The sequence below is a fragment of the Flavitalea sp. genome (assembly GCF_035489435.1).
GTDB lineage: Bacteria > Bacteroidota > Bacteroidia > Chitinophagales > Chitinophagaceae > DATHKG01.
In genome coordinates this window covers 1-25,057 of the sequence record NZ_DATHKG010000136.1, presented here as the reverse complement: position 1 = coordinate 25,057, position 25,057 = coordinate 1, and the positions used below count along the sequence as shown (strand labels likewise).

General features: G+C 41.4%; 20 protein-coding genes and 1 riboswitch. Of the genes, 13 read left to right on the top strand and 7 right to left on the bottom strand.

The genetic code is table 11. The annotated features are described in order from the left end of the window. The 4 genes from VK664_RS21490 to VK664_RS21475 all read left to right on the top strand — a co-directional run. The coding region (locus VK664_RS21490; protein WP_461400760.1) for a hypothetical protein at nucleotides 1-206 on the top strand (206 nt) is incomplete at its 5' end. A gap of 347 nt (nucleotides 207-553) precedes the next feature. Further along, nucleotides 554-1,045, top strand: a complete 492-nt coding sequence (locus tag VK664_RS21485; protein ID WP_461400759.1) for a hypothetical protein — start codon at nucleotides 554-556, stop codon at nucleotides 1,043-1,045. Between the two features lie 148 nt (nucleotides 1,046-1,193). Then, nucleotides 1,194-2,516, top strand: coding sequence for a glycosyltransferase 87 family protein (locus tag VK664_RS21480; protein ID WP_461400758.1), 1,323 nt, complete (start codon nucleotides 1,194-1,196; stop codon nucleotides 2,514-2,516). Next, nucleotides 2,513-4,114 (top strand): NAD(P)/FAD-dependent oxidoreductase, encoded by a 1,602-nt coding sequence (locus VK664_RS21475; protein WP_461400757.1) that lies wholly within the window; start codon nucleotides 2,513-2,515, stop codon nucleotides 4,112-4,114. The genes VK664_RS21480 and VK664_RS21475 overlap by 4 nt, the downstream gene beginning before the upstream one ends. A gap of 80 nt (nucleotides 4,115-4,194) precedes the next feature. On the opposite strand, the gene VK664_RS21470 is transcribed toward VK664_RS21475, so the two are convergent. Beyond that, nucleotides 4,195-5,973: an ABC transporter ATP-binding protein gene (locus VK664_RS21470; protein WP_461400756.1), complete on the bottom strand. Its 1,779-nt coding sequence runs from the start codon at nucleotides 5,971-5,973 to the stop codon at nucleotides 4,195-4,197. A 342-nt stretch (nucleotides 5,974-6,315) separates the two neighbouring features. Between VK664_RS21470 and VK664_RS21465 the strand changes: the two genes are divergently transcribed. The 6 genes from VK664_RS21465 (at nucleotide 6,316) to VK664_RS21440 (ending at nucleotide 13,017) form a co-directional block, all read left to right on the top strand. Further along, nucleotides 6,316-7,293 carry a sugar phosphate isomerase/epimerase family protein gene (locus VK664_RS21465; RefSeq protein WP_461400755.1) on the top strand — a complete coding sequence of 326 codons (978 nt, stop codon included), beginning with the start codon at nucleotides 6,316-6,318 and terminating at the stop codon, nucleotides 7,291-7,293. 75 nt (nucleotides 7,294-7,368) lie between these two features. Further along, nucleotides 7,369-7,752, top strand: a complete 384-nt coding sequence (locus VK664_RS21460) for a response regulator (RefSeq protein ID WP_461400754.1) — start codon at nucleotides 7,369-7,371, stop codon at nucleotides 7,750-7,752. Nucleotides 7,753-8,198: 446 nt separating this feature from the next. Continuing rightward, complete coding sequence (locus VK664_RS21455) at nucleotides 8,199-8,828, top strand: TetR family transcriptional regulator (RefSeq protein ID WP_461400753.1); 630 nt, start codon at nucleotides 8,199-8,201, stop codon at nucleotides 8,826-8,828. Next, on the top strand, nucleotides 8,818-10,149 hold the full coding sequence (locus tag VK664_RS21450) for a TolC family protein (RefSeq protein ID WP_461400752.1): 1,332 nt from the start codon (nucleotides 8,818-8,820) through the stop codon (nucleotides 10,147-10,149). Before VK664_RS21455 ends, VK664_RS21450 begins: the two co-directional genes overlap by 11 nt. 160 nt (nucleotides 10,150-10,309) lie before the next feature. Then, nucleotides 10,310-11,419: an HlyD family secretion protein gene (locus tag VK664_RS21445; protein ID WP_461400751.1), complete on the top strand. Its 1,110-nt coding sequence runs from the start codon at nucleotides 10,310-10,312 to the stop codon at nucleotides 11,417-11,419. Between the two features lie 17 nt (nucleotides 11,420-11,436). Continuing rightward, on the top strand, nucleotides 11,437-13,017 hold the full coding sequence (locus tag VK664_RS21440; protein WP_461400750.1) for a DHA2 family efflux MFS transporter permease subunit: 1,581 nt from the start codon (nucleotides 11,437-11,439) through the stop codon (nucleotides 13,015-13,017). 64 nt (nucleotides 13,018-13,081) lie between these two features. Here the strand turns inward: VK664_RS21440 and VK664_RS21435 are convergent, their stop codons facing one another. Continuing rightward, the gene (locus VK664_RS21435; RefSeq protein ID WP_461400749.1) at nucleotides 13,082-14,326 is read right to left on the bottom strand and encodes a threonine aldolase family protein; all 1,245 of its coding nucleotides are present in this window, start codon (nucleotides 14,324-14,326) and stop codon (nucleotides 13,082-13,084) included. Between the two features lie 191 nt (nucleotides 14,327-14,517). On the opposite strand from VK664_RS21435, the gene VK664_RS21430 reads away from it, so the two are divergent. The 3 genes from VK664_RS21430 to VK664_RS21420 all read left to right on the top strand — a co-directional run bounded on the left by VK664_RS21430 (nucleotide 14,518) and on the right by VK664_RS21420 (nucleotide 19,171). Beyond that, a complete protein-coding gene (locus tag VK664_RS21430; RefSeq protein ID WP_461400748.1) occupies nucleotides 14,518-15,603 on the top strand; it encodes a Gfo/Idh/MocA family protein in 1,086 nt (361 codons plus the stop codon). Between the two features lie 207 nt (nucleotides 15,604-15,810). Further along, nucleotides 15,811-16,011, top strand: a riboswitch (cobalamin riboswitch). Nucleotides 16,012-16,124: 113 nt separating this feature from the next. Further along, nucleotides 16,125-18,095: a TonB-dependent receptor plug domain-containing protein gene (locus VK664_RS21425; protein ID WP_461400747.1), complete on the top strand. Its 1,971-nt coding sequence runs from the start codon at nucleotides 16,125-16,127 to the stop codon at nucleotides 18,093-18,095. A 5-nt stretch (nucleotides 18,096-18,100) separates the two neighbouring features. Continuing rightward, nucleotides 18,101-19,171, top strand: coding sequence for a YncE family protein (locus VK664_RS21420; RefSeq protein ID WP_461400746.1), 1,071 nt, complete (start codon nucleotides 18,101-18,103; stop codon nucleotides 19,169-19,171). A 4-nt stretch (nucleotides 19,172-19,175) separates the two neighbouring features. Here the strand turns inward: VK664_RS21420 and VK664_RS21415 are convergent, their stop codons facing one another. The 5 genes from VK664_RS21415 to VK664_RS21395 all read right to left on the bottom strand — a co-directional run. Next, nucleotides 19,176-20,168: a hypothetical protein gene (locus VK664_RS21415; protein WP_461400745.1), complete on the bottom strand. Its 993-nt coding sequence runs from the start codon at nucleotides 20,166-20,168 to the stop codon at nucleotides 19,176-19,178. Nucleotides 20,169-20,227: 59 nt separating this feature from the next. Further along, nucleotides 20,228-20,683: a nuclear transport factor 2 family protein gene (locus VK664_RS21410; RefSeq protein WP_461400744.1), complete on the bottom strand. Its 456-nt coding sequence runs from the start codon at nucleotides 20,681-20,683 to the stop codon at nucleotides 20,228-20,230. Between the two features lie 143 nt (nucleotides 20,684-20,826). Beyond that, nucleotides 20,827-21,996: a zinc-dependent alcohol dehydrogenase gene (locus VK664_RS21405; protein ID WP_461400743.1), complete on the bottom strand. Its 1,170-nt coding sequence runs from the start codon at nucleotides 21,994-21,996 to the stop codon at nucleotides 20,827-20,829. A 231-nt stretch (nucleotides 21,997-22,227) separates the two neighbouring features. Beyond that, the gene (locus VK664_RS21400; RefSeq protein ID WP_461400742.1) at nucleotides 22,228-24,657 is read right to left on the bottom strand and encodes an ABC transporter permease; all 2,430 of its coding nucleotides are present in this window, start codon (nucleotides 24,655-24,657) and stop codon (nucleotides 22,228-22,230) included. 58 nt (nucleotides 24,658-24,715) lie between these two features. Next, the coding region (locus VK664_RS21395; RefSeq protein WP_461400741.1) for an ABC transporter permease at nucleotides 24,716-25,057 on the bottom strand (342 nt) is incomplete at its 5' end.

Here is a 25,057-nt window from a genome sequence, read left to right as displayed (position 1 = left end):
CTAACAAAGCTGATCAGGGCAAAAAAAGCCGATCGGAGACAAGAACCACTCCCAGCATGAGCAAAGGTATTAACCACGGGACACAGCCGCAAAAAGGCACAATCCCGCTCCCAACGGTGCGAAGAAGCGACCAAAAACTGTCGCATAATAATGATGGTAAACAAAGAAAGCAAACCAGCATGTCGTACCGTGGTCGGAGTTACTGAAGCCGATCAGGGCGATACTGCAACCAGCCCTTGAAGAAACCCTAACAAAGCTGATCAAAGCAAAAAAGCCGATCGGAGACAACAGCAAAGACCGGCATGAACAATCCCGCCAAATGCGGGACGTGACACAGCCGCAAAAAGGCACAATTCCGCCCCCAACGGAGCGAAGAAGTGATCAAAAACTGTTGTATAATAGTGCTGGTTACGTAGTCGGAGTTCCGCATGGCCCGATTATGGAAGCGTATACTATTAGCAGGTATGATTCCCCTATATCAACCGGATTCTAATCCCAAACAATCTCACCTGATTTCACGTTATACTTGTCAATCACCTCAAACCACTAATTTATGAAATTGAAAATTATCTTGCCTGTAATTGTGCTTGTGCTTTGTTCCCTCAGTGTTACCCGGGTCTACTCGCAGGATTCTACCAAAATACTTAAGAAGCAACAACAGATGCTGACTGTTGAAAAAAGACTGGTCGACAACAAACTAAAACTGGAAACGCTGCAAAAGTCATTGGTTGATAAATCTGATGACCTCGACAAATCATTGAATGAAGTCCAGGAATCAGCTGATAAAAACAAAGATGTAGCCAATGAGCTCCAGGAAGATGCAACCAGCAAAAAACAAGCTCGCCGTGCTAAAAATGCAGCGAAAGGCGCGAAACGTACTGCTAAACAAGCCAGGAAAGCAGAAGGCCGCAAAAGCGGGGTCGAAAGCGATATAAAAAGCCTGGAAAAAACAATCAGGAATGATGAATCAGAACTCGAGAAATTGAAATCACAGAGTCTCTCAGCATTTATTCCGGCCTCTGCAGTGTTGTATAGAACTGTTTAAACCGCGTTATCTAATAATTAAACACCTGTTCCAAAGCGCTACTTAATAATAGTTGCATACATATTCTTTGTTCACTGAATAATTAAAGCCCTGTTTAAACGGGGCTTTAATTTGTTTTAATAGTCCATTATTATTTATTATTGCAGCGATGAATTTTACAAATTCAAAATTTGCCATTGCTGTATTTGTTGTTTTATGTGTTCTGAGCCTCAGCTTTTGTGTTTATCGGGACATCGAGGTTCGAAAACACTACCCACTTGATTTGCGTAATCGTGTAGTAGGTTCACGTTTACAGATGGACGGAATTTCCCCATATTTTTATCATTGGAAGGAATCTGATGGCTTGCGTTATTACGATTGGGGTAACGGTACCAGCAATTTAAAAATTTCGAATATAACCGCAACTCCATTTTTCCATCAGCTTATCAGTCCTATCGCAAATTATTCGTATGACACCATCACGAAGATCTGGCTGATCTGTAATTACCTTGCTTTCCTAATCATAGTTATTATTGCACTCCGGCTATGCACGAACAGCCATCAACGAGTGGCAGTTATCGTTGCATGTATTTCGTTCTTATATACGCATGCATGGATTAACAATACTTATAAAGGTCAGTTGTACCTCATGATTGCTTTGCTGAGTATGTGTTTTTGTTTTATGCTTAGTCTCAGGCCGAAAATTATATATGCAATGTTTGCCGGTCTGTTTGCAATGTCACTTGTCTTAATCCGTCCTAACGCAATTATATTTTTACTACCATTTTTGTTATTGGCTCCAAATTATACGAGGAAATATAAACTTGCATTGGTAGCTCCCGCACTGTTCTTAATGCTGATAGCTTTTAGCACCAGCAGTTCCCGACAATACTGGACAGATTATCGGTTGGCTGTGAAAGATCATATAAAGGTGCATCAAAAGCTGACCGCCACTACCCAGGATACCGTATTTGTACCAATTTTTAATCAGTTTGAAGGATGGGACATTAAAAAAATTAACGAGGCAAAAAAGTTTCCTTTTTATAAATACAATGAGGCCAACGGCAATGTATTCGTTTATCTTAATAAAGGTTTAAATGTCAGGACGCCCCTATGGTTACTTGGAACTATGTGTCTTGTTACCATGGCGGCACTTACGATCTTGTTTTTTAAAAGACATGGAGCTGGCCCAAATCTCAATTTATACACTATCGCAACTTTTAGTTTTTTACTTTATATGTTAACGGATATGTTTTCGCCCGTGCACCGGTTTCATTATAATGCAAGTCAGTGGATCTTTCCGCTGTTGTTAACCGCCAGCACCTGGACAAGTAGGGTGAGCAAAGTTTATGTAATTGGTGTTTTCTCGGGTCTTATACTTAACAGCCTCTCATTTTCTATGTTTCGGATGCAACACTCCATCGGCGAATATATTATGTGTTTGTCCCTAATCGCCTTGTTGCTTACTTATAAAACCGATCCGGAGAAATGAAAAAAGCATTGATAATAGGAGCGGGACCTGCAGGTCTTACAGCTGCTTACGAATTATTGACCAGAACTGATATTATTCCTGTAATCATCGAGGCCGATAAACAAGTAGGAGGCATATCGAAAACCATTGATTACAAAGGAAACAAGATTGATATAGGGGGACACCGTTTTTTTTCAAAGTCTCCTAAGGTGATCGACTGGTGGCTCGGCTTCCTGCCGCTTGATCCCCGGCATAAGGGTGAGACACTGAATTTACGATATCAAAACAATGAACATACACAAAAGCTAAAGCAGCAGCAAGAACCAGACGCTGCTGTGGCTAAGCTGGAGCAAGTGACAAACCAGGACAAGGTGATGCTTGTGCGCAAAAGAAAGTCACGCATCTTTTACAATCGGAAATTCTTCAATTATCCCTTAAAACTTAATGCAGGCACTCTTTCACAACTTGGTCTTATCAAAACCTGCAAAACGGCTTTTTCATATTTATATTCCAAGGTTCTTCCGCAGAAACCTGAATTGACACTTGAACAATTTTTTATCAACAGGTTCGGCAAAGAACTTTACAATACATTTTTTAAAGATTACACGGAGAAGGTTTGGGGTGTGCCATGTAATAGTATACCTGCATCCTGGGGTCAGCAAAGGATAAAAAATCTTAACATCGGTAAAATGGTTGCCCAGGCAATCAAATCCGTTTTCATCAGTAACAACAGCATCGATCAAAAAGGAACCAGCACAAGCCTGATAGAACAGTTTCTTTATCCGAAATATGGGCCGGGTCAAATGTGGGAAACAGTGGCCGATGCTATAATAAGGCTTGGTGGAGAAATTTATCTCAATTCAAATGTTACCGGCATAACAGGTGATAAAGCTGAAACGATTATATCAGCGGAAATAACAGATCTGCACACGGGAGAAAAAACAATTCACAAGGCAGATTACTTTTTTTCAACAATGCCGATTAAGGAACTATTTGAAATTACCAATGATCTCCCGGTTCCGGCACAGGTAAAAAACACCGCACTCTCCCTTGAATACCGCGACTTCCTGATTGTTGGTGTTCTATCCGGAAAACTCAGGGTTAAAGAAAAAAGCGGTAGTGATATCACAGATAACTGGATTTATATACAGGATAAAAACGTTAAAGCAGGCAGGCTGCAGTTTTTTCATAACTGGAGCCCGTTTATGATTTCAAACCCCGGTGACATGTGGATAGGGGTTGAATATTTTTGCAATGAAACAGATGAATTTTGGAATTTACCTGACCATGAACTTTCAAAGTTTGCAATAAAAGAAATTGAATCTATCGGTATCCTCGCCGCATCCGATGTTTCGGACACTACCGTGATCCGGGTAAAGAAAGCCTATCCTTCTTATTATGGTTCATATAGCAATTTCAATATTATCAGGGACTATCTTAATAAACTTGAAAATTTTTTTCCGATTGGCAGGAATGGTATGCATCGCTATAACAATAGTGACCACAGTATGCTGACCGCTATTGCAGCCGTTGACAACATCGTATCAGGAGAAAAGGATAAATCGAACATCTGGGAGATAAATACGGGCGATGAATACCACGAAGAATCGGGAAAATAACATTGAAGTGCTGAATAAATTCCCCCACTATATTTTCAATAACCTTTAATAGAGTAAATGCAGGTACTCAGATCGCGGTATTATGCCGTCATTTGCAAAACCTGCCCGCTCTGGTGGCTCCACATTGATTTAAACACATCGCTGTAGCTTAGTAAATGGTCAAAACTGCCTTCATCAATAATTTTTCCCTTATCCAATATATAGATATAATCAAAATTATCAAGCAGGTGGAGGCGGTGTATTGACGAGATAACCACTTTATCCTGGAATGCTTTAAACAAACGCTTATAGATCTGATATTCTGTTTTAGGATCTATGCTACTTGTCGGTTCGTCCAGCAAAATAATATCGCTTTCCTTAGCTGCTAAAACCCCTCTGGCCAGTGCCAGTCTTTGTTTTTGACCGCCTGAGAGATTGACGCCTTTTTCCCTGATATCTGTCATTAATCCTTCCGGCATTTGGTTGATCACTTCATTCAGGTGCGCAATCTCACAAACTCTTTTTATCTCATCTTCCTTGCAGGGAAGGCCAAGCGTGATATTATACCTGATGGTATTTTCAAAAATCTCCGGCTCCTGCGGAAATAAGGTAGCAGATTCATTGATAGAATCCATGGAATATGCAACTCCGTCAACCATGACGTTAACGTCTTTACCCGGTGCATACAAACCTCTGAGTACAGACATAAGTGTACTTTTTCCACTGCCGCTTTCTCCTATTAGTGCAATCTTTTGTCCTTTTGTTAACCCGAGTTTTAATTGATGAAGACTTTGAGGTCTGAACTCTTCTTCATAGGTAGCCCTGTGTGAGAAACTAAGATTGTTGATTTCTATATTCAACCAGGTCGCTGGCAATTCTGCGCGCTGATCAGGGCGATGCTGCTTATTATAAGCTGCACTTATTTCTGCGGCTCCTTCCATGTTAGTATGATGCTGAAGCAGCTGGCTGTACTGGCCGGCAACATTCTGAAAAACACTGGTGAACTGGTTTACATAACCCAGCAAGGTAACCAGACCTGCAATATAAAAGACTCCGCCTGGTGTCCAGTTTTGATGTACGTAACCCAATACGATAATGCAATAGATCAGGGTAATCATCATTTCAGCTGTAAACCATTTCCATTCATTGATCACCGCATTTTTCCTGAATGGACGCGCCACTTTTTTTAGTTTATTAAGAAGGCCTTTTTCCATACTTTTTTCGAGCCGAAGTGTTATCACCGAGCGAATATTTGATAAGCTGTCGAACAGGTTGGCAGTAACCTTGTTTTCTTTTTCATTAACTTCCCGGAGGGACTTGATAAAAGGTTTGTCAAAGCGTGCAATGACTATCACTGTTACTATCCCGATTGCAATAGCGATAGAGCCAAACAATGGAGAGAAAACGATGATAGCAGCTACTGAAAACACAAACTTGGACAAGGTATGTATGAATGAAAAACCGCCATCAAAGAAACTCCTGAGGGCATCATATGCTTTTTTGATCCTGTTGATGGTTTCTCCACTATGGTGATCCTGGTGCCATTTAACTGGCAGATGAAGAGTCTGGTGATATTTCTCACGCATGAAATTGCGGCTAAGTGAAAAGGCGAGATTTCTTTCCATTACACGGGCAGGTCCGTGAAAGCACCATTCAGCAAACTTTAACAGGAAATAACTTCCAACAAATAGTAATGTATACTGCAACATCCTTGCTGTGTCCTTTTGAGCTTTATCAACGAACCAGCCCAATAACAAGGGTCCCATTGAGTAAATTGTGTTCGACACCAGGAACATAGCATAAATCAGAATAAACTTTTTGCGGTCCTTGCCGGCGTACTTCCATGAAGCTTTCAGTAGGGCGGAGTAGGGGTTTTTCATTCTTGGGAATTTAGAATACGCAATTCTAACGAAGCGTTTCTTTCACTTATTTGAATACTTTAAAATATTCGGTAAAAATAAAAACGGCTTCATACTTTTAGAATCATGATTTAAACAAAATGCATGATTTTCTTCACTCCACTCAGGGTTTCTATGTATTTAAACTATATTTTGTGTCACTATACATGCAGACCGGCAAAACGGTAGAAGAGGAGTTACCTGGTAGATAAGGTCCGGCCTGGACAGGATAATAAAACTTTAATACGGACATAGTATGTATAAATGATAAATTGCAGCTGTCATCTGCGGTCAATCAATAAATTTCAAAACATATATTCCATCATGAAAAATAAACCGTCTTCCAGGAGAAAATTTATCACCTCTGCACTAACATTATCCGGTGCAACCCTGGCTTCTCATTACTTGTCTGGTTTCCCTGCTATTGTAAGGAATCTTGGCAAACCAAATTCACTATTCAATGGAGTACAGGTGGGTGTGATAAGTTATTCCTGGCGCAGCATGCCGTCTTCAGCAGAACAAATCCTGAAGTATTGTGTGGATTGTAACATCAGTGCAATTGAACTGATGGGTTCCCCGGTTGAAGAATTTGCCGGTTCACCTATGGCACCTAAGTTTACACCCGGGCAAAAGCCAACACCTGAGCAGGAAGCGGAAAGAGCAGCCTACGCTGTTTCAATGAAAGAATGGCGTGGTGCGGTCCCTATGAAAAAATTTGAACAGCTTCGTAAGATGTACAAGGATGCGGGAGTTAGCATATATGCATTTAAACCTTCGGCCCTGGGTGCAAAAAACAGCGACCAGGAAATAGATTATGCTTTGAGGGCCGCAAAAGCCCTTGGTGCCAACCAGGTTACTGTAGAACTTCCGGGCAATGCAGACCAAACCAAAAGACTTGGAGACATGGCAGCAAAGCAAAAGATTTATGTTGGTTATCACGGACATTTGCAACAAACAATCACCGCCTGGGATCAGGCCCTGGCCCAATCCGATTATAATGCGATGAACTTTGATATGGGCCACTATGTTGCAGCCGGATTTGATCCAATCGATCTCATTGAAAAAAAGAATAAGAATATCGTTAGTATGCACGTTAAGGATCGTAAATCCAAATCAAATGGTGGTGAAAATGTGAAATGGGGAGAAGGTAACACCCCGATTGTTCAGGCGCTACAGTTAATGCGTAAAAACAAATACCGCTTCCCGGCAACTATCGAGCTGGAATACCCTGTCCCTGAAGGGTCGGATGCAGTAAAAGAAACAGCAAAATGCGTCGAATTTGCCAGGAAGGCTTTAGTCTGATCAGCCATTCCTGCGGGCTGGCACAATTTTTTATTATTTGCGGAACATTCAAATTAACAATTAATAAATTATTGTATGCCCGCAACTAAACTGCAAAAAACTCAGCCAAAAAAGGTATTGTTAGTTGAAGACGAAGCCGACATGTGTTTGCTTCTCAATATTATGCTCACCGGTGATGAGATGGAATTGGACCATGTAAAATCACTCACTGCCGCCCGGGAGTATCTTGATACAGAAAAACCTGCAGTGATTTTATTGGACAACCGTTTACCTGATGGCCTGGGTATCGATTTTATCAGTTCAATAAAAAAAATCCATCCGGAAACCAGGGTAATAATGATTTCAGGAACGGATGGAGCGGCTGAAGATCTGGCCATTGAAAACGGGGCAGATGCATTCCTGGTTAAACCCTTTACAAAGGTTCATTTGTATGAATCTGTAAAAAGCCAGCTGCAGTAATTCAAGATATCGCCTATTTATTTCTGGCTGCCTATTGTCGGGTAAGGCCGCTTGGCCCTCTGGCAGTCAGGATATAATGCCTTGTGAATGTTTACGTTCAACTTAAAGTCGTTAAATAGCCTTTCTACCGGTCATTGTCAAAATTTTTGCTGATACCCTTAATTTTTGCTGATATCGTTCCTTCCGTGTTGAACAACATGCGGGAATCATTCCTCTCTTATCGGAATGACTCTCACTGAAAGTTTTTACTGATGTAGATGTGTTACACACCAGCTGGTTCAGAACACCTGGGTTCAACTAGTGCCGCAATTTTCAAAACTCTATAGCTTGAAATAGCAGATGTCAAATCTCCGGAAATAATATATCCGGAGATTTTTCGGGAAATTATTAAACAAATGTTTGATTAAATCAAACGTTTGTTTAACTTTGCATCTTCAAACCTCGGTATGACATACAACGATAAACAACTAGAGATCATTTCTGTAGCGGAAACCTTGTTTTCAGATAGGGGGTTCGCTGGCACCTCGGTCCGGGAAATTGCTGAAGCCGCCGGGATAAATGTTGCGATGATCTCCTATTATTTTAATAGCAAGGAAAAACTGATGGAAGCAATTTTTACCGAGCGTACTACCCGGATGACCGAGAAGCTGGAAAAATTGCTCCAGGATGAAAAACTCTCACCATTTGAAAAATTGGAGGTGCTGGTAGAAGATTACATCAACAAACTTATTGATAAACATAAATTTTACAGGCTCATGTATTTCGAGCAAATGCTTGATAACAATCCTGCAATTAACGCTTTGTTGCAACAACTTAAAATGCGCAACGGCGAACTGCTGTCCAGGATTATCAAAGACGGTCAGCAAAAAAAAATTTTTAGAAAAAACATAGATGTGTCCTTCATGGTTAATACTATGGTCGGGACCATCATGCATTCCTTTATGAACCGGGAAAATTATAGGGCAACACATAAGCTTGATCATCTTTCCGATGAAGAATTCCTCGATCAGTATAAAACAAGGCTCAAAAAATACATGAAAGATCTTTTTAAATTAACGATACTAAATGAAGCTTAGAAATTTCAAAACAGTAATGGCAGCGGGTGTTCTCAGTTTAATCCTGATGCGGGGCGAAGCGCAACAAACAAAGCAATTGGCTTTGAAAGAAGCGATCGGCCTCAGCATCGCACATAGTCCGGATCTCAAATTAAGTGAAGCTAAGATCAGCGAAGCTTCGGCAGCCCTGCGGATCGCCAGGGATAACAGGTTGCCTGAAGCCTCTTTAAGCGGTTCCCATATCAGGCTTAACAGTCCAAATGTGGATCTGAAAACTGCAAACACAAACTCTGGCTCCGGTGGTACCCAGGCTCAACCTATTAAGATAAACTCAGCCACCTATGGTTTACTGAATGTTTCACTTCCACTTTATGCCGGAGGTAAGATTCAGTATGGCATTGAATCCTCCCGTTATCTTGCGGAAGCCGCCAGGCTTGATGCAATAAATGACCGGGAAGGCATCATGTTAAATACTATCAATGCTTTCTCAAATTTGTATAAGGCAAAAGCTGCTGTAAACGTAGTACGGGAAAACCTTGAAGGCAATAAAGAACGGGTAAGACAATTTACCAATCTTGAAAAAAATGGCCTCCTTCCCCGCAACGATTTATTAAAAGCGAATCTCCAGGAATCTAACACATCACTCACCTTAGCGGAAGCAGAAAATAATCTTAAGCTTGCAAATGCGAACATGATCATAATGCTTGGCCTGCCGGATACTGTTGTACTTGAACCGGTGATAAACGGATGGAACACCGGTCAGGTTAAATCTATTGAAGACTATCTTCAACTTGCTACTCAAAACCGTAAAGATGTTGCTGCCTCTGGTCTGCGTAGTAAGGCAGCCAGTACCGGTGTAAAAGTGGCAAAAGCAAATTATTATCCTTCACTGGCCCTTACCGGGGGTTATATAGCTGCAAATGTTCCGCACTTTCTTACTATTACAAATGCTGCTAACGTAGGAGTAGGACTGTCTTATAGTCTGTCATCGCTTTGGAAAAATGCTGCAGTGGTTGACCAGGCGAAATCAAGACAATTACAGGTAGAAGCGAGTGCCATCATGTTAGCAGATGGTATCAGGATGGAAGTGAACCAGGCATATTATAATTATACGCTTAGCCTGCAGAAGATTGAAACATATCAATCAGCAGTGACCCAGGCGGAGGAGAACTATCGCATCACAAAAAACAAATATGATAATGCACTGATGACTACCACCGATCTGCTCGATGCTGACGTCGCGCAGTTACAGGCGAAACTCAACTTTGCTTTTGCTGAGGCAGATGCTTCTGCTGCATACAGCAAGCTATTGCAGGCTACAGGAACCTTAGTAGAATTATGAGTTATGAGTTATGAGTGATGAGTTAGTGATGAGTTATGAGTTATGAGTTGAATAGCAGACAGGCTGCTGATCTTTAACTGTAGCACTAATATTAGGTACTCATATAATGACTAATTAAAAAAGTATAAAAAAAAATTAATAAATACAAGGAAACAGCGTTATGAATAATCCAACACAATCATCTGCTCCTGCTGCCGCACCTGCAAAAAAAAGCAAAGGTTTCTTAATCGTGCTTTTATTACTTGTAGCAGGAGGTGCCTGGTTCGGCATCACTAAATACACACATAGTCTTCATCATGAAGAAACTGATGATGCCCAGGTTGAAGCAAATATTAGCCCCGTTTTACCAAGGGTTAGCGGTTATGTTGCGGAAGTGAGGGTAAGAGACAACCAGCATGTTAAAAAAGGAGACACATTGCTTATTCTCGATAACCGTGATTTAGCACTGAAGGTTCGACAGGCTGAAGCTGCACTCGCTACGGCTCAGACAAATCTCGGTGCTGCCCGCTCAGGTACAAATGCGGCTACTGCCAATATTGCCACCTCCCGGGCTTCTGTCGGCTCTATAAATGCCCAGATCGAAACAGCTAAAGTTAATTTGTGGCGGACAACACAGGATTTTCAACGTTATGAAAACCTGGTGAAGGATCACTCCATTACCCAACAACAATTTGAACAGGCGCAGGCTGCAAAACAAACTGCCGAACGCCAGGTACAGGTTTTGGAAGAACAGAAAAAACAAGCTTTGGCACAAACAAATGCTACCACGTCCCTGAGTGCTTCAACTGGTTCACAAATCGGCGTGGCCAGTGCAATTATCAGGCAGAGAGAAGTAGAAGTGGAAGAAGCAAAACTGAATTTTTCGTATTCAGTAATCACAGCACCGGCAGATGGTCTTATCTCAAAGGTTAATATTCAACCGGGCCAGTTTCTACAGGCAGGTCAATCCACTTTTAGCATAGTCAGATCCGACGATTTATGGGTAGTTGCAAATTTCAAAGAAACCCAGGTAAATAAAATGCGCATAGGCCAAACCGTTATAGTACATGCTGATGCATATGAAGGTCATTCATTCGAAGCGAAACTTGCCTCATTTTCACCTGCAACCGGTGCCAAATTTGCCTTATTACCACCCGATAATGCTTCAGGCAACTTCGTAAAAGTTGTACAGAGACTTCCTGTAAAAATTGAATTTACAAAGACTGATGACCCGATGCTCAAACAACTGAAAGCCGGCTTAAATGTGGATGTTGATGTGCATCTGGATTAATTTATTAAATACTTTACATGGAACAGGCAGCTTCGCTGATTGAATACGGAGGCAGGAGAGTGATTATCACAATCACGGCGATATTTTGTGCTTTACTTGAAATTGTTGATACCACGATTGTAAATGTGGCCCTGAACGAAATGCGCGGTAACCTGGGCGCTACTTTAACAGAGGTTGCCTGGGTGATAACAGCTTATGCAATTGGTAACGTGATCATCGTACCCATGACCAGCTGGCTCTCGCAACAATTCGGTCGTCGCAATTATTTCGCGGCTTCCATTATCATTTTCACTGTTTTTTCTTTTTTATGTGGGAATGCCACAAATATCTGGGAACTGGTAATATTCCGTTTTATCCAGGGTATTGGCGGTGGTGCACTCCTGGTTACATCACAAACCATCATCACGGAAAGCTATCCCCCTGAAAAAAGAGGTATGGCCCAGGCGATTTATGGATTGGGTGTTATTATTGGTCCAACACTCGGCCCGCCACTTGGTGGTTATATTATCGACCACTATACATGGCCCTATATTTTTTACATTAACATCCCTATTGGTATCATCGCAACATTGCTGACTTTGCAATTTGTAAGAAGTCCGAAATATGCTGAAAAAAGCCTGACTTCTGAAATTGACTGGCTTGGTATCGGTTTACTCGCGCTGGCTGTCGGATCACTGCAGTATGTACTTGAAAAAGGGCAGGATGATGATTGGTTCAGTTCGAATACCATCATCATATTATCCGTAGCTGCAGTTTTTGGTTTATTCTTTTTTATCTGGCGTGAACTCACCGCGAAAAAACCGATAGTTGAACTAAGGGTCCTGAAAAACGGTAACCTGAGAGTAGGAACAATTTTGTCATTTATACTTGGTTTTGGATTATATGGCTCCACCTTCATGATCCCATTGTATACTCAATCAACCCTTGGCTGGACTGCACAGCAGTCGGGTATGCTGATGATACCTGCTGCGCTAACCACGGCTTTTATGATGCCACTGATCGGCAAATTATTAAGTAAGGGAGTGCCACAACAATACCTGGTTGCTTCTGGAATGCTGTTGTTTTTTGTTTACAGCTTCTGGGGATATAAGATCCTTACACCTGATACAGGAGAAGATGCATTCTTCTGGATGCTGATAGTTCGTGGAGTCGGGATGGGATTGCTTTTTATTCCGATTACAACGCTGTCATTGAGCACACTGAAAGGTCAGCAAATTGGCCAGGGCGCTGCTTTTACGGGCATGATGCGCCAGTTGGGTGGTTCTTTTGGAATCGCGGTAATTACCACTTTCCTTTCAAGACAAAACATGGATCATCGCAGTAACCTTGTTTCGCATCTTAATTTAAATGATCCCGATGTGCAGCAACGTGTTACTGCTCTTCAACATGGGTTTATGGCCAAAGGTAAAACCTTCGACGAGGCACTTAAAGCTGCTTACTCTTCGCTTGATCATGTGGTCACAAAGCAGGCTGCTGTGCTCTCATATATGGATGCTTTTTTCTACCTCGGCGTCATGTTCCTTATTTGTATCCCATTTGTGCTTATGGTGAAAGGGAACAGGAAACGCAAGGTAAACATAGCCGAAGCGATGCACTAGTTGTGATGCTTCTGCAACCACGCCACCGGTTGTCTGCCTTTGTGCATGACAACCGGTTTTTTATCTATTTAGCTGCCAACAAACTTTCTTTAATCGCCTTTAGCAATTCTTCATTATCACGCAGCAATATAGACTCGTTTACTGCAAGCCGGCCTATACCATCCATGAGAAAACCGGAGATTGTTATCCTGTATTTTGCCTGCATAGTATCACTGAATTTTTTTGTACTTATGTCATTCGTGAATTTCATTTGATATATATTCGAGCCGTTAGGCCAGGGAATAATTTTTAATTCAGCCAGATTATTTACCTGTGCAAATAATTCATTGGATTTTATAACAGCAGATTGAAACCTTTTTTCGAATCCATCCAAATAATGTAAAGCCATCGCCGCCTGGGGCCAGGCCTGGTACATAGTGCCACCAAAAATTTTTATCTGGTGTTCCATCTTTCCGATCAGCTCAGCGTCTCCGCAAAGAATCGCTCCTCCAGCCGCACCGAAATATTTGTACAATGAAATATATACAGTATCAAACTGATTACAATAATCCCTGACCGGAATTTTTGAATATGCCGAAGCCAGAAATAGCCTTGCCCCATCCAGATGCAGTTTAATTTTATTCTCGTGGCACCAGGAAGAGATTTTTTTGATTTCATCGAAAGGAACCTGGGCTCCATTAGCCCGCCTCACCGGGTTTTCAATGCTTACCGCACCAATGCCGGATTTGAAAACTTCTCCATCATTATGATAATCGATAGCTGCCCTAAGTTCTCCCAGGGTAAAAGCTGCTTCACCTTTTGCAAGCGGAATTAATCTCTTGTTGTGAACCGATTGTGCTGCATCTGCCTCATCACGGTAAACATGACTTGTTTCCTGCACAAAAACTTTGGTATTTGCTCCACATAAGGCAGCTATGGCAAGTTGATTCGCCATGGTTCCCGTTGGCATATAAATCGCTTTTTGTTTACCGGTAATTGCTGCGAATTTTTTCTCCAAAGCTTCTACTGATCCACCATTTCCATATGAATCTGCCTGGATGGCTGATTGTTTATTGATCAGGTCCAACCTTGAAATATAATCTCCGGCAGACATCAGCTCTTTATCAGCAACAAAATTGACTGGCGATAGCTCCGGCTGGTATACGGACCGTCGTTGCGATTTTTGTTCAGGCTGTATCCCAGGCACCTTATCTCTTTCAAAGCCCTGGTTCCTGTTAATTACTAAATTACTCATTACAGGGGCGAAAGGGATAATCCCCGGAATCATCGCGAGACTTGCTTTCCTTAGAAAATTTCTTCTATCCTCCATATGAAAATTTTATAGCACATATTACAATTTATCCGTGCAGCAGCGAAAGATTTTTTTGGTATTTACTCAAAGCAGGAATGAATGGAAACTACTGTTTTAGGATGTATATTTGCGTCCCGTATTATTTTGAATAAATCATTCCGAATAACAATCAGTATAAATTAGTTCCGGAAACAAATAGTATAAACTACATGACAAACAATAACAAACCGGTTAGAATTCTCGTGGTGGGATGTGGTAACATGGGTGCTTCACATGCAATCGCTTATACAAACATCGATGGGTTCGAAATATGCGGACTGGTTTCTACCGGGAAAAGCAAAGAAGTATTAAATGATAAGCTTGGGGGTGGGTACCCGCTTTTTACTGATTATGAAGAAGCGTTGTCGTTTACCAAACCTGATGCGGTTTGTATTTCAACCTATCCTGATACCCATGAATCCTTCGCACTATCTGCTTTTAAAAAAGGTTGTCATGTGTTTATCGAAAAACCTTTGGCAGACACGATCGCGGGAGCTGAGCGCGTTGCAAAGGCTGCGGCTGAATCAGGAAAAAAACTGGTCATTGGATATATACTTCGTTACCACCCTTCATGGATGCGGTTTATAGAACTGACACAACAAATGGGTAAACCACTGGTAATGCGGATGAACCTGAATCAGCAATCACATGGTAACATGTGGACAGTTCACAAAAATCTTATGAACAGTCTCAGTCCTATCGTTGATTGCGGTGTACATTATATAGATGTTATGTGCCAGATGACCCGTTCAAAACCGGTAAAGGTTCATGCCATTGGCGCAAGGTTGTCAAATGAAATTCCGGCCAGCAACTATAACTACGGGCAGCTTCAGTTAAAGTTTGAAGATGGATCAGTTGGATGGTATGAGGCAGGATGGGGACCTATGGTGAGTGAAACTGCTTTTTTTGTAAAAGATGTTTTTGGTCCCAAAGGCTCAGTTTCCATAATAGCTCAAAATGCCGGTGGAACGGGCAAATCAGATAATGTTGAATCACATACAAAAACAGAATCGATCCGGGTGCATCATGCCGATATAGATGCCAGCCAGGAATTCACTAAAAAAGATGAATGGATAAACCTCCTGGATGAACCGGACCATCAGGAACTTTGTAATCGGGAACAGGCGTTTTTCCTGAAAGCGATACGTGAAGACCTTGATCTGACCGATTCAATAGAAGACGGCGTAAACAGCCTTCGTATTGCCGTAGCCTGTGACGAGTCGGTAAGAACAGGGGAGATTATAACACTTAAATAAGTGCCGGTTATTCAAAGTTGATATTCATAATTCTTAACCTTCCATAAGTAAAACGCTGATTCCAATAGTTGTCTGTACAGGGTTGAATTCGACCAGCGTTTCACCATACCCCGTTAAGGTATAGGGATTCCTATTTTCTTCATAGCTAAATTTTGACGATACTGCCGGGCGGGACAAAAAGTTCAGAAAGGATCATCTTAAAAATCTATATTTGCCGCCAGTTACTGGTTCCTGGAATTTCAGATTCCAAGGATTAAAAGGGAATCCGGTTGAAAACCGGAGCTGTTCCCGCAGCTGTAAGAAGCAAACACAGCGATCACATCTACTGCCACTGTTTCTTTATTCGAAACGGGAAGGCCGCAAGATCGCGCTTCAAGCCAGAAGACCTGCCATAACAATCATCTATCACATGCTTTCGTGGAAAAAGTAGTGAGGATAATGAGTAATTAATCATGTTCATTTTGTTTAAAAGAAGTTTTTCGATTGCATATCACCATGCATTGTTTTCATTAATCAGTTTGATGAGCACAATATTTTTTATACCGTCTTTTGTAGCAGGCCAGGAAAAAGATACGGCCGCAACACTCCAGACCGTTACGATCAGCGCTGAAGGGAAACCGCAATTATTCAAGTCGATAACCCCGGTACAGGCATTTGATAAAAAGCAACTGGACAATATAAATGCATACTCAGTAGGGGATGCAGCGCGCTATTTTTCCGGGGTATTGATAAAGGATTATGGCGGTACCGGTGGACTCAAAACAATATCGGTAAGAAGCCTGGGTGCCGCTCATACCGGCATTCTCTATGACGGCATCCCGGTATCGGACCAGCAGACCGGTCAAATCGATCTTAGTCGTTTTTCGACAACTTTTATTCAGTCTTTACAATTGCACCAGGCGGGGATACAGGAAACGCTGGTGCCTGCGAGAGCTGCAGCTGCGGGAACAACAGTTGCGATTGAATCAAACACTTTTGACCTGAACCGTTCAGGTAAAACCGGATGGCAAACCGGGATAAAAGCTGGTTCGTTTGAACATATTCAACCTTTTGCCGGCTTATACCTGCCATTAAATGACAGACTGGTTTTAAGCGGAAATATTGAAGCAACCTATTCAACCGGTAATTATCCGGTGGTAGTTGATAATGGCAATCTCTCCTATAAATCGGAAAGAAATAACTCTTTTGTCCGCTCTATTCAATCAGAGGCGAATCTGGTTTATATCTTCAGCGACAGTTCAAACTGGCAAACAAAATTTGGTTCTTATTTTTCCGAAAGAGGATTGCCAGGTGCAATCGTTTTTTTCAATGACCGGTCTGTACAACAGCTTGCTAACAGCGATGTATATGCGCAAACGAGGTTTAAGTTAAAGCCCGGATTTCGTACCAACATAATCGTTTCTGCGAAATACCAGTACAATAAAACATTATATTCTGACCCCGATTACCCGAATAACCAGGGGGGGCTTAAGAATAATTACAGGCAACAGGAAATATACCTGAGTGCAGTTGCCAGTCACAGAGCCGGGAATAATTTGGTTATTTCTGCCTCATCAGACTTTGCAAATACAACTCTGAAAGCAAATACAGGCAATTATAATGCTCCGAAGCGAATCGCTGCCTGGAACAACATCTCTCTGAATTATCATAGGGGTGTATGGCAACTTAATACCTCGGTGTTGCATAACTATATTGCTGATAAAACTGATAATGCTGCGACATTATACCGCAATGAATTTACTCCGGCCGTTGCATTGAGTGTAAAGACCCGGAAAGATGGTCCGCTTATGTTCAGGGCTTTTTATAAAAAGTTGTTCCGGATGCCAACGTTTAATGACCTCTATTATAATCTCGTTGGAAACAGATCACTGAAGCCGGAATTTGCTGATCACTATAACCTTGGTGTCAGTTTTGCCAAAAGCTATAATGGGGCGATAAAAAAATTGGGGTTAAGCCTGGATGCTTATCATCTGAGGGTGAAAGACAAAATTGTCGCAGTTCCGAACAGGAACCTGTTTGTTTGGACCATGCTCAACCTGGGCGTTGTGAATATCAATGGTATTGATCTTACCACCGAACTGGATGGCAAACTGTCTCATGAAATAAACTGGTTCACAAGAGTTGCCTATACCTGGCAAAAAGCGTTGGACAAAACAGACCCGGCTTCGACAACCTATAAAAACAGAATACCTTATACACCGGACCATTCGGGTTCAGCAATGTTGTCTTTTGGTTATCGTCAATGGATGGCAGGACCCAGCCTGTTATTTTCCGGAAAGCGTTTTACCCTGGGAGAAAACAACCCATTTAACGAAATAAACGGCTGGATAACCTGTGATGTTTTTGTCTCAAAGAAATTCAGGCTGGCAGGTTCAGGCATTACAGCGAAAGTAGAAATAAATAACATCAACGATGCGCGTTATGATGTAGTGCGATATTATCCCATGCCCGGCAGGTCGTATAAAATAATTTTAACTCTTAATAATTTATAATCAAGATGAAAAAGTCAAACGTTTTTTTATTGGCCGCTGTTATTGCAATGTCCGCAGTGTCGTGTAAAAAAGATGATGTAGATGAACATGAACAACCAAAAATAACAAGGGGCCTGTATGTTTTGAATGAAGGCTTATTCAATCAAAACAATACTACACTTACATTTTACAATACATCCACCAATACAACAAGCACAGATATATTTGCAACTGCGAATGGCAGCGGATTGGGTGATACCGGGAATGATCTCATTATTTATGGATCGAAGATCTATATTGTGATGAACGGGTCAAGTTATGTGCAGGTTTCTTCGGCGGCAACTGCGAAAAGTTTACAAAAAATTGAGTTCAAAAATAATAGCGGTGCACCAAGATTACCACGTTATGCGCTGCCATATAAAAACAAAGTACTTGTTTCATCTTATGATGGCACAGTCGCAGTAATAGACACGAATTCGCTGCAGGTCGAAAAGTTTATTACTGTAGGTGCAAACCCTGAAATGATGGCAATTGCAGGGGATAAATTATTCGTTTCCAACTCAGGTGGTTTCAACAATGTTCCCGATTCAACGGTATCATTAGTCGATCTCGTAACAATGACAGAAACGCGCAAGATCGTTGTCGGAGTAAATCCCGGGGGCATTACAGCCGACGAAGCAGGCAATGTTTATGTAGCATGTACAGGCAATTATGGTACTATCAAACCCTCAATTGTAAAATTTAATTCTACAACCGGCGCAATCATCAAAAAGGCAGATACTACTGTGGGAAAGATTCGTTTTTATGATGGACAGTTATTTGTGACAGGTGGCTATCTTGGTTCAAATACTGTAAGAGTACTTAATACAACAGATTTTAAACAGGCTTCTGAAAACTTTGTAACCGACGGTACGGTAATAGTATCACCTTATGGGCTGACCATTGATAATTCTACTGGTGAAGTATTTGTAACAGATGCAAAAAATTATATTAGCTCTGGTGAAGTTTTTTGTTTTGACAAAACCGGAAAGAAGAAATATTCATTTTCAGTAAGTCCGGGAGTAAATCCTAACAGTGTAGCCATCTGGAAAGAATAACCGGCTATTGGGTCCGAAGGTTTGGGTTACTATAATAAGATGATTTGTCCAGGAAAATGGTAACTGAATCCTTACTTGCGTAGTCGAGCTCAATGATGTCTTTAATTGCCTGCTGTTTGTCGGTTGCCCGGTTGTAATATGCACGACAAATGGTATATCCCATAAAATAGCCAAGATCAGGATGTTCCGATCTTTCGCCATTATAAAGCCAGCTTGAGATCGATCTTCGCCACATTTCATTTCGAAAACGAAGTTTTAAGGTGGATTCATTATTCTGGCCATAAATCATATAATCATTAAGATTTTTCTGACGGGTTACCAGTTCCGCTATGAAGTCGGCTGAACCTTCCTGCAGGCATTGAGCAATTAAAGAGGCTCCCTTCTTTTTTTGCTGCGTATGTACATATTCGTGGATGTTTAATCCAACAATATTGCCTGATATCTGGCTACTGAACACTGAGCGCAGCCAATTGCTGAGTTCCGATGCGTCAGTGCCGGTATCAGCTGCAGCCATCTCTGCTCCAATGAGTACCATATTTTCGGTAGTGGTTCCGCCCGATTTTAAACCTCCGATTGTAAAATAAATTCCGGCGGGCTTTATTGAAGGATATAATAATCTGAACCGATCAACACTTTTTTCAATCTGTTCGACCTGTGATTTAATGGCCAGGGTATTTTTGCGGACACTTTTCCAGAAAGCAGGGTAGTCATTGATTAACCTTATATAATTCTCCGCTGAAAAGTTCCTGGCAGTCATGAAAGCCTTTAATCCTTCTGTGCCGACATCAATATATAATGCCTTTATAATATTGGTTTGCTTTTCCCGGTCACTTGTTTTAATAATGCTATCGTAAGCTAACCAGAAATTATCAATGTCAGATGTAAAGACTGCATTTGATTTCGGAAGCTGAGTATGGCCGGCATGTGGCGTTAGTATCAATACAATTTGCAACAGTACCGTTATTCTCAGGATCATTATATGAATTGTATTGAACATTCGGGTCTTATTTTTAAGAAATTTTCTTGAGTGTACAATTGTTTAATTAGTATACGCGGTTACCTGGCTGAAGGTTTCCTAAGCATTGTTGAATGCAGCATTTTAACTTTCCAGTTATTATCATCTTTTACAAGAACAGCACTCTCCAGCCAATTAATATCTCTTTTCTGTCCATTAAACAGGATATGCGCCGTGTTATAATAAACTATCCAGGTTATTCCACCCGCAATTTGCTGACTCACAAAACGGAATTCGTTGGTTCGTCTAAAATCCTGGGTTTTCATTGGTTTAAGTACCTTGATCAGTGAATCTGTGTTCCATATCTGGCCGTCTTCCAACAACAGGAAATCTTTTGTTACGTGGGTGACAATTTCAGATGAGTCTAACCCGGCTATACCATCAAATAACTTTATGACTACTTGTTGAACACTGATGGAATCTGTGTTACTACCTTGTTGTGAAAATCCATTGGTCAGAAAACCTGCAATGAAGATAAAAGTCAGAATCATTTTCATGGTAATAAGTTACGATGAAAATCATAAAGATTTGCAACCTCTGTACATGAGTAAAATCCAACTATCAATAAACGCATAAAAAATAACCAGGCATTTTGCCTGGTTATCTCACAATGGTATTATTTAGTTTACATTTAATTGATTTATTTCCATGGATCAAGCACTACTTTTACACAGTCTTCCTGTTTTTCTTTAAAAATTTTATAAGCATGGGCCACTTCAGAAAGGGAAAGACGATGGGTAATGATGTCGTCAAGTACCACCTTACCATTTACCACATACTCTAATAGTTTGTCGATATGTTTGTGGGCAGGCGCCTGGCCACCTTTCAATATAATACCCTTATCAAAAAACTGGCCGATAGGAAAGTTGTCATATGTTGTCGGATAAACCCCGAGCACAGAAACTATACCGCCCCGGCGAACGGCACTCATACAAGCTTCAAGGACCTTTGGTGAACCTTTCTCCAGGTTAATCACCGCCTTTGCCTTGTCAAGAATCGTTCTGTCTGGTTCAAATCCTACTGCTTCTACGCAAACATCAGCTCCACGTCCCTGGGTCATCGAACGAATCTCTTCAACCACGTTTTTGGCGCTATCTTTCCATAATATAGTTTCACAATTTGCGGCTGCTTTCGCTTTTAATAAACGGTATTCAAGAGTATCCACTATAATGACTTTTGCAGCACCGCGTAACCAGGCACTTTTTGCGGCCATGATCCCCACCGGCCCGGCCCCGAATATGGCTACCGTTTCTCCACCATTTACTTCGCCCCAATCAATTCCGGAATAACCGGTAGGGAAGATATCAGTCAAAAACAACACCTGCTCGTCAGTAAGATTATCCGGCACGATACGGGGACCGAAATCGGCATATGGAACACGCACATATTCCGCCTGGCCTCCGTCATAGCCTCCATACAGATCGGTATATCCAAAAAGGGCGCCGCCTTTTTCGGTTATTAATCCACCTTCTGGTCCATAATGCTCCGGGTTACTATTTTCGCAATGTCCCGGAAGGTGATGGTTGCAAAAAAAACAAGTACCGCAGGCAATTGGAAATGGTACTACTACACGGTCACCCCGCTTCAGATTAGTGATGCCTTTACCTACTTCCTCAACAATGCCCATAAACTCATGTCCGAGTACCATAGGTCGTGGCTGCGGAAGTCCACCTGAATAAATATGCAAATCTGAACCACAGATAGCTGTTGCGGTTACTTTTAATATAACATCCCGGTCTTGTTTTATGATCGGATCATCTACAGTGTCATAGGTTACACTCCCTGGTCCGTGAATCCGTGCTGCTTTCATGTAATTTTAATTTAAGTCTTTAATTAAGCGATGTTTATCAGACTTTCATAAAATAACATGCCAGTTGGTTGAATAAATTGCTGCCGGCCCGGGTGGGAAACCCAGGTTCTTAGTTAGAAGAATCAGCAATCATTTTCAGTAATAAAATACCCAATAAATCTTCAATATAACACGGACTCAGCATCTTTAGGTCTGGCAAACATATTGAGAACAAAATGCCCTGTTATTAAATTATTCATTGCGAAGACTGGTGACCGGGTTAGCAAACGCAGCTTTTATTGATTGAAAGCTTATTGTGATCAAAGCCGTTATTACAGTAATGAGGCCCGCCATTGCAAAAGTCCACCAGGGTATACTTATCCTGTATGAAAAATTTGCCAGCCAGTTATTCATCAGGTACCAGGCGATGGGTGAGCCTATAATTAATGCTATCATCATTAATTTTACAAATTCAGAAGACAATAAACTGAAAATTGATGAGACCGAAGCTCCAAGTACTTTTCGCACACCTATCTCCTTTACTCTATGTTGGGCTGCATGAACAACCAAACCGAAGATGCCAAGTGAAGCAAGTATCATCGTCAATAAACTGAAAAATGTAAACAACTGTTTTAACTTGTTTTCGGGTTCATATTGCCTGGCTAACAGATCATCAACCCAGTTTATTTCAAGCAATTTATTCGGGTAAAATTCCTTCCAGAGATCTTTTACAGATTTCATCACCTGTTGATCATTGCCCGGATCAATCTTTACCAGCATCCCGCCATGTTGTGGATTGCTCTCGGCAAAAATAATAGTAGGACCCAGTTTTTCGTGGAAAGATTCATTGTGAAAGTCATCTACGATACCAACCGGTACTGTTTTGACCTCAGGCAGTTTGTTGTCCAGTTTTTCAACATGGAGCATTCTTGCTGTAGTTGCTGTGATCAGGGCCGGTCTTATTTCAGAAAGTTTATTGTAAGAATGTTCATCATTTTCCCGCAGGCTATCTTCATTCATGGCGTCTGTTGCAAATTCAGGGCTAAGTAACCGGCCGGATTTCAAACGGAGACCAATGGTTTTGGCCAGGTGCACATCACCCGAAATATACCAGACGTTGATTTTATTACCCGGATGATCTTGATCATCAATTTCTCTTGACATGTATCCGGCCCCGGCAGAGGGTATCCATGAGCTAATGCTTGCCTGTCGCACACCACGAAGTTTTGCCACTTCATTCCGGAAAGCGGCGCTTTTACCCTCCCAGGAGACGAACCCTATACTCATAAGATTGTTTTTGTCGAAGCCCAAATCGGAATTGTTCATGTAACGCAGTTGTAATTGCACGATGATCATTGCCAGGAGCACAACTATTGAAATGGAAAACTGTAGAACTACAAGCGTTTTTCGCAGCAATTGCTGCCCATTCACTTTGTTACTGAACACATTTCCCTTAAGCGAACCTGCAGTCTTTGACCCGGACATTAACCACGCTGGGTAAAGACCGGTTAAAACCCCGACAATCAAAATCATTCCAAGGGCAGCAGCCAGCAAGGTAAATTTCGAAATTAACGTTTGAACCAATTGATGTTCCAGGTAGGCTTCAATATACCCAAGGCTCAGCTGATATAAAAAAATCGCCAACATTGCTGAAACAGAAAATATCACTAATGCCTCTGCAAGAAACTGCATCATGATCTGTCGTTTTGAGGCGCCTAATACTTTGCGGACTCCGGTTTCACGGAGCCGGGTAACCGATCTCGCTGTACTCAGATTTACGAAATTGACGCATGCAATTAATAACAACAGCAAGGCTACACCAGAGAATATATAAATGTGCTGGCGGTTACCTTTTACCTTCTGATAATTGGCAAATGCGGAATCGAGGTACACATTTTTTATTGGCTGGAATTCATACTGGTAAGGTTTTGGAACCTCGACGAAGCCCTTATACCACTGATTTACTTTTTTCGTGAACTGGTTTATGTCGGTGCCAGGTTTCAACAAAATATAATTCCGGCTGAATGTGCCCCATTGCTTTTTATTAAGTGTTTCAACATATCTCTTGTCAATTCGTATAACATCCGCCCGCAAATGTGTGTTACCTGGTATATCACTGATAACTCCGGTAATTAAATGCGGTTTTGACTTATCTCCATAAGCCGGAATATCGTAAATGATTTTGCCAATGGGATCAAGCCCTTCAAAGTAAAGATTCCGGAATGACTCGGAGATAACAAGATTAGACTGACCAGCTATAAATTTTTTTGGATTACCGGCAATTATTTTTAAATCAAGTATTTCCCAGATTGCCGAATCCGTTATGATAGAATTTACTTTAATTCCATCATCATCAGCTGATTTCACTTTTAAACGAAATGCGCCATCAGCAAAAGGGGCAAAGCTTTCAACTTCCGGATAACTCTTTTGAAGTTCTGGTGCAAGTCCAGCCCACGAAGAAGCCATACGTTCATAGAGCCCGTCTCCTATGGTATTAATGGTGATGATACGGTATATGTTATCCGCGCGCTTCCAGTGTTTGTCATATGAAAGATCATCAATTACAACAGTAGCCACAATAAGACAGGCGCATAATCCCACTGTTAACCCCGATATGTTTATCAGTGCATAGGTTTTCTGTTTGCGAATGGTTCTGATTGCTGACCTGACATGATTTATCATAGCGGATATCAATAAACAATTGTGATAAAGCGTTGTGTAAAAGAAATACAGACCAATTTTATTCTGACCTGAGGCTTTTGATCGGGTTTGCAATGGCGGCCCTTATTGCCTGGAAACTGATAGTGAACAATGCAATCAGGAAAGCCAGCATACCGGCAATAGCAAACACTGTCCATGTTATATTGCTACGATAAGAAAAATCTTCCAGCCATTTATACATGAAATACCAGGCAACCGGTGTTGCAATCACGAATGATAACGCAACCAGTTTTAGAAAGTCAAATGACAAAAGATTCACTATGTTGGTCACAGATGCACCCATCACTTTTCTAATTCCGATTTCACGTGTTCTTTGAATGGTGCTATAAGATGCTAGACCTAAAAGGCCAAGACAGGAGAT

What these genes read in the sequence shown, in the direction of transcription:
- VK664_RS21485 (WP_461400759.1), top strand. Translation starts at nt 554, where the DNA reads ATGAAATTGAAAATTATCTTGCCTGTAATTGTGCTTGTGCTTTGTTCC.
- VK664_RS21480 (WP_461400758.1), top strand. Translation starts at nt 1,194, where the DNA reads ATGAATTTTACAAATTCAAAATTTGCCATTGCTGTATTTGTTGTTTTA.
- VK664_RS21475 (WP_461400757.1), top strand. Translation starts at nt 2,513, where the DNA reads ATGAAAAAAGCATTGATAATAGGAGCGGGACCTGCAGGTCTTACAGCT.
- VK664_RS21470 (WP_461400756.1), bottom strand. Translation starts at nt 5,973, where the DNA reads ATGAAAAACCCCTACTCCGCCCTACTGAAAGCTTCATGGAAGTACGCC.
- VK664_RS21465 (WP_461400755.1), top strand. Translation starts at nt 6,316, where the DNA reads ATGAAAAATAAACCGTCTTCCAGGAGAAAATTTATCACCTCTGCACTA.
- VK664_RS21460 (WP_461400754.1), top strand. Translation starts at nt 7,369, where the DNA reads ATGCCCGCAACTAAACTGCAAAAAACTCAGCCAAAAAAGGTATTGTTA.
- VK664_RS21455 (WP_461400753.1), top strand. Translation starts at nt 8,199, where the DNA reads ATGACATACAACGATAAACAACTAGAGATCATTTCTGTAGCGGAAACC.
- VK664_RS21450 (WP_461400752.1), top strand. Translation starts at nt 8,818, where the DNA reads ATGAAGCTTAGAAATTTCAAAACAGTAATGGCAGCGGGTGTTCTCAGT.
- VK664_RS21445 (WP_461400751.1), top strand. Translation starts at nt 10,310, where the DNA reads ATGAATAATCCAACACAATCATCTGCTCCTGCTGCCGCACCTGCAAAA.
- VK664_RS21440 (WP_461400750.1), top strand. Translation starts at nt 11,437, where the DNA reads ATGGAACAGGCAGCTTCGCTGATTGAATACGGAGGCAGGAGAGTGATT.
- VK664_RS21435 (WP_461400749.1), bottom strand. Translation starts at nt 14,326, where the DNA reads ATGGAGGATAGAAGAAATTTTCTAAGGAAAGCAAGTCTCGCGATGATT.
- VK664_RS21430 (WP_461400748.1), top strand. Translation starts at nt 14,518, where the DNA reads ATGACAAACAATAACAAACCGGTTAGAATTCTCGTGGTGGGATGTGGT.
- VK664_RS21425 (WP_461400747.1), top strand. Translation starts at nt 16,125, where the DNA reads ATGAGCACAATATTTTTTATACCGTCTTTTGTAGCAGGCCAGGAAAAA.
- VK664_RS21420 (WP_461400746.1), top strand. Translation starts at nt 18,101, where the DNA reads ATGAAAAAGTCAAACGTTTTTTTATTGGCCGCTGTTATTGCAATGTCC.
- VK664_RS21415 (WP_461400745.1), bottom strand. Translation starts at nt 20,168, where the DNA reads ATGTTCAATACAATTCATATAATGATCCTGAGAATAACGGTACTGTTG.
- VK664_RS21410 (WP_461400744.1), bottom strand. Translation starts at nt 20,683, where the DNA reads ATGAAAATGATTCTGACTTTTATCTTCATTGCAGGTTTTCTGACCAAT.
- VK664_RS21405 (WP_461400743.1), bottom strand. Translation starts at nt 21,996, where the DNA reads ATGAAAGCAGCACGGATTCACGGACCAGGGAGTGTAACCTATGACACT.
- VK664_RS21400 (WP_461400742.1), bottom strand. Translation starts at nt 24,657, where the DNA reads ATGATAAATCATGTCAGGTCAGCAATCAGAACCATTCGCAAACAGAAA.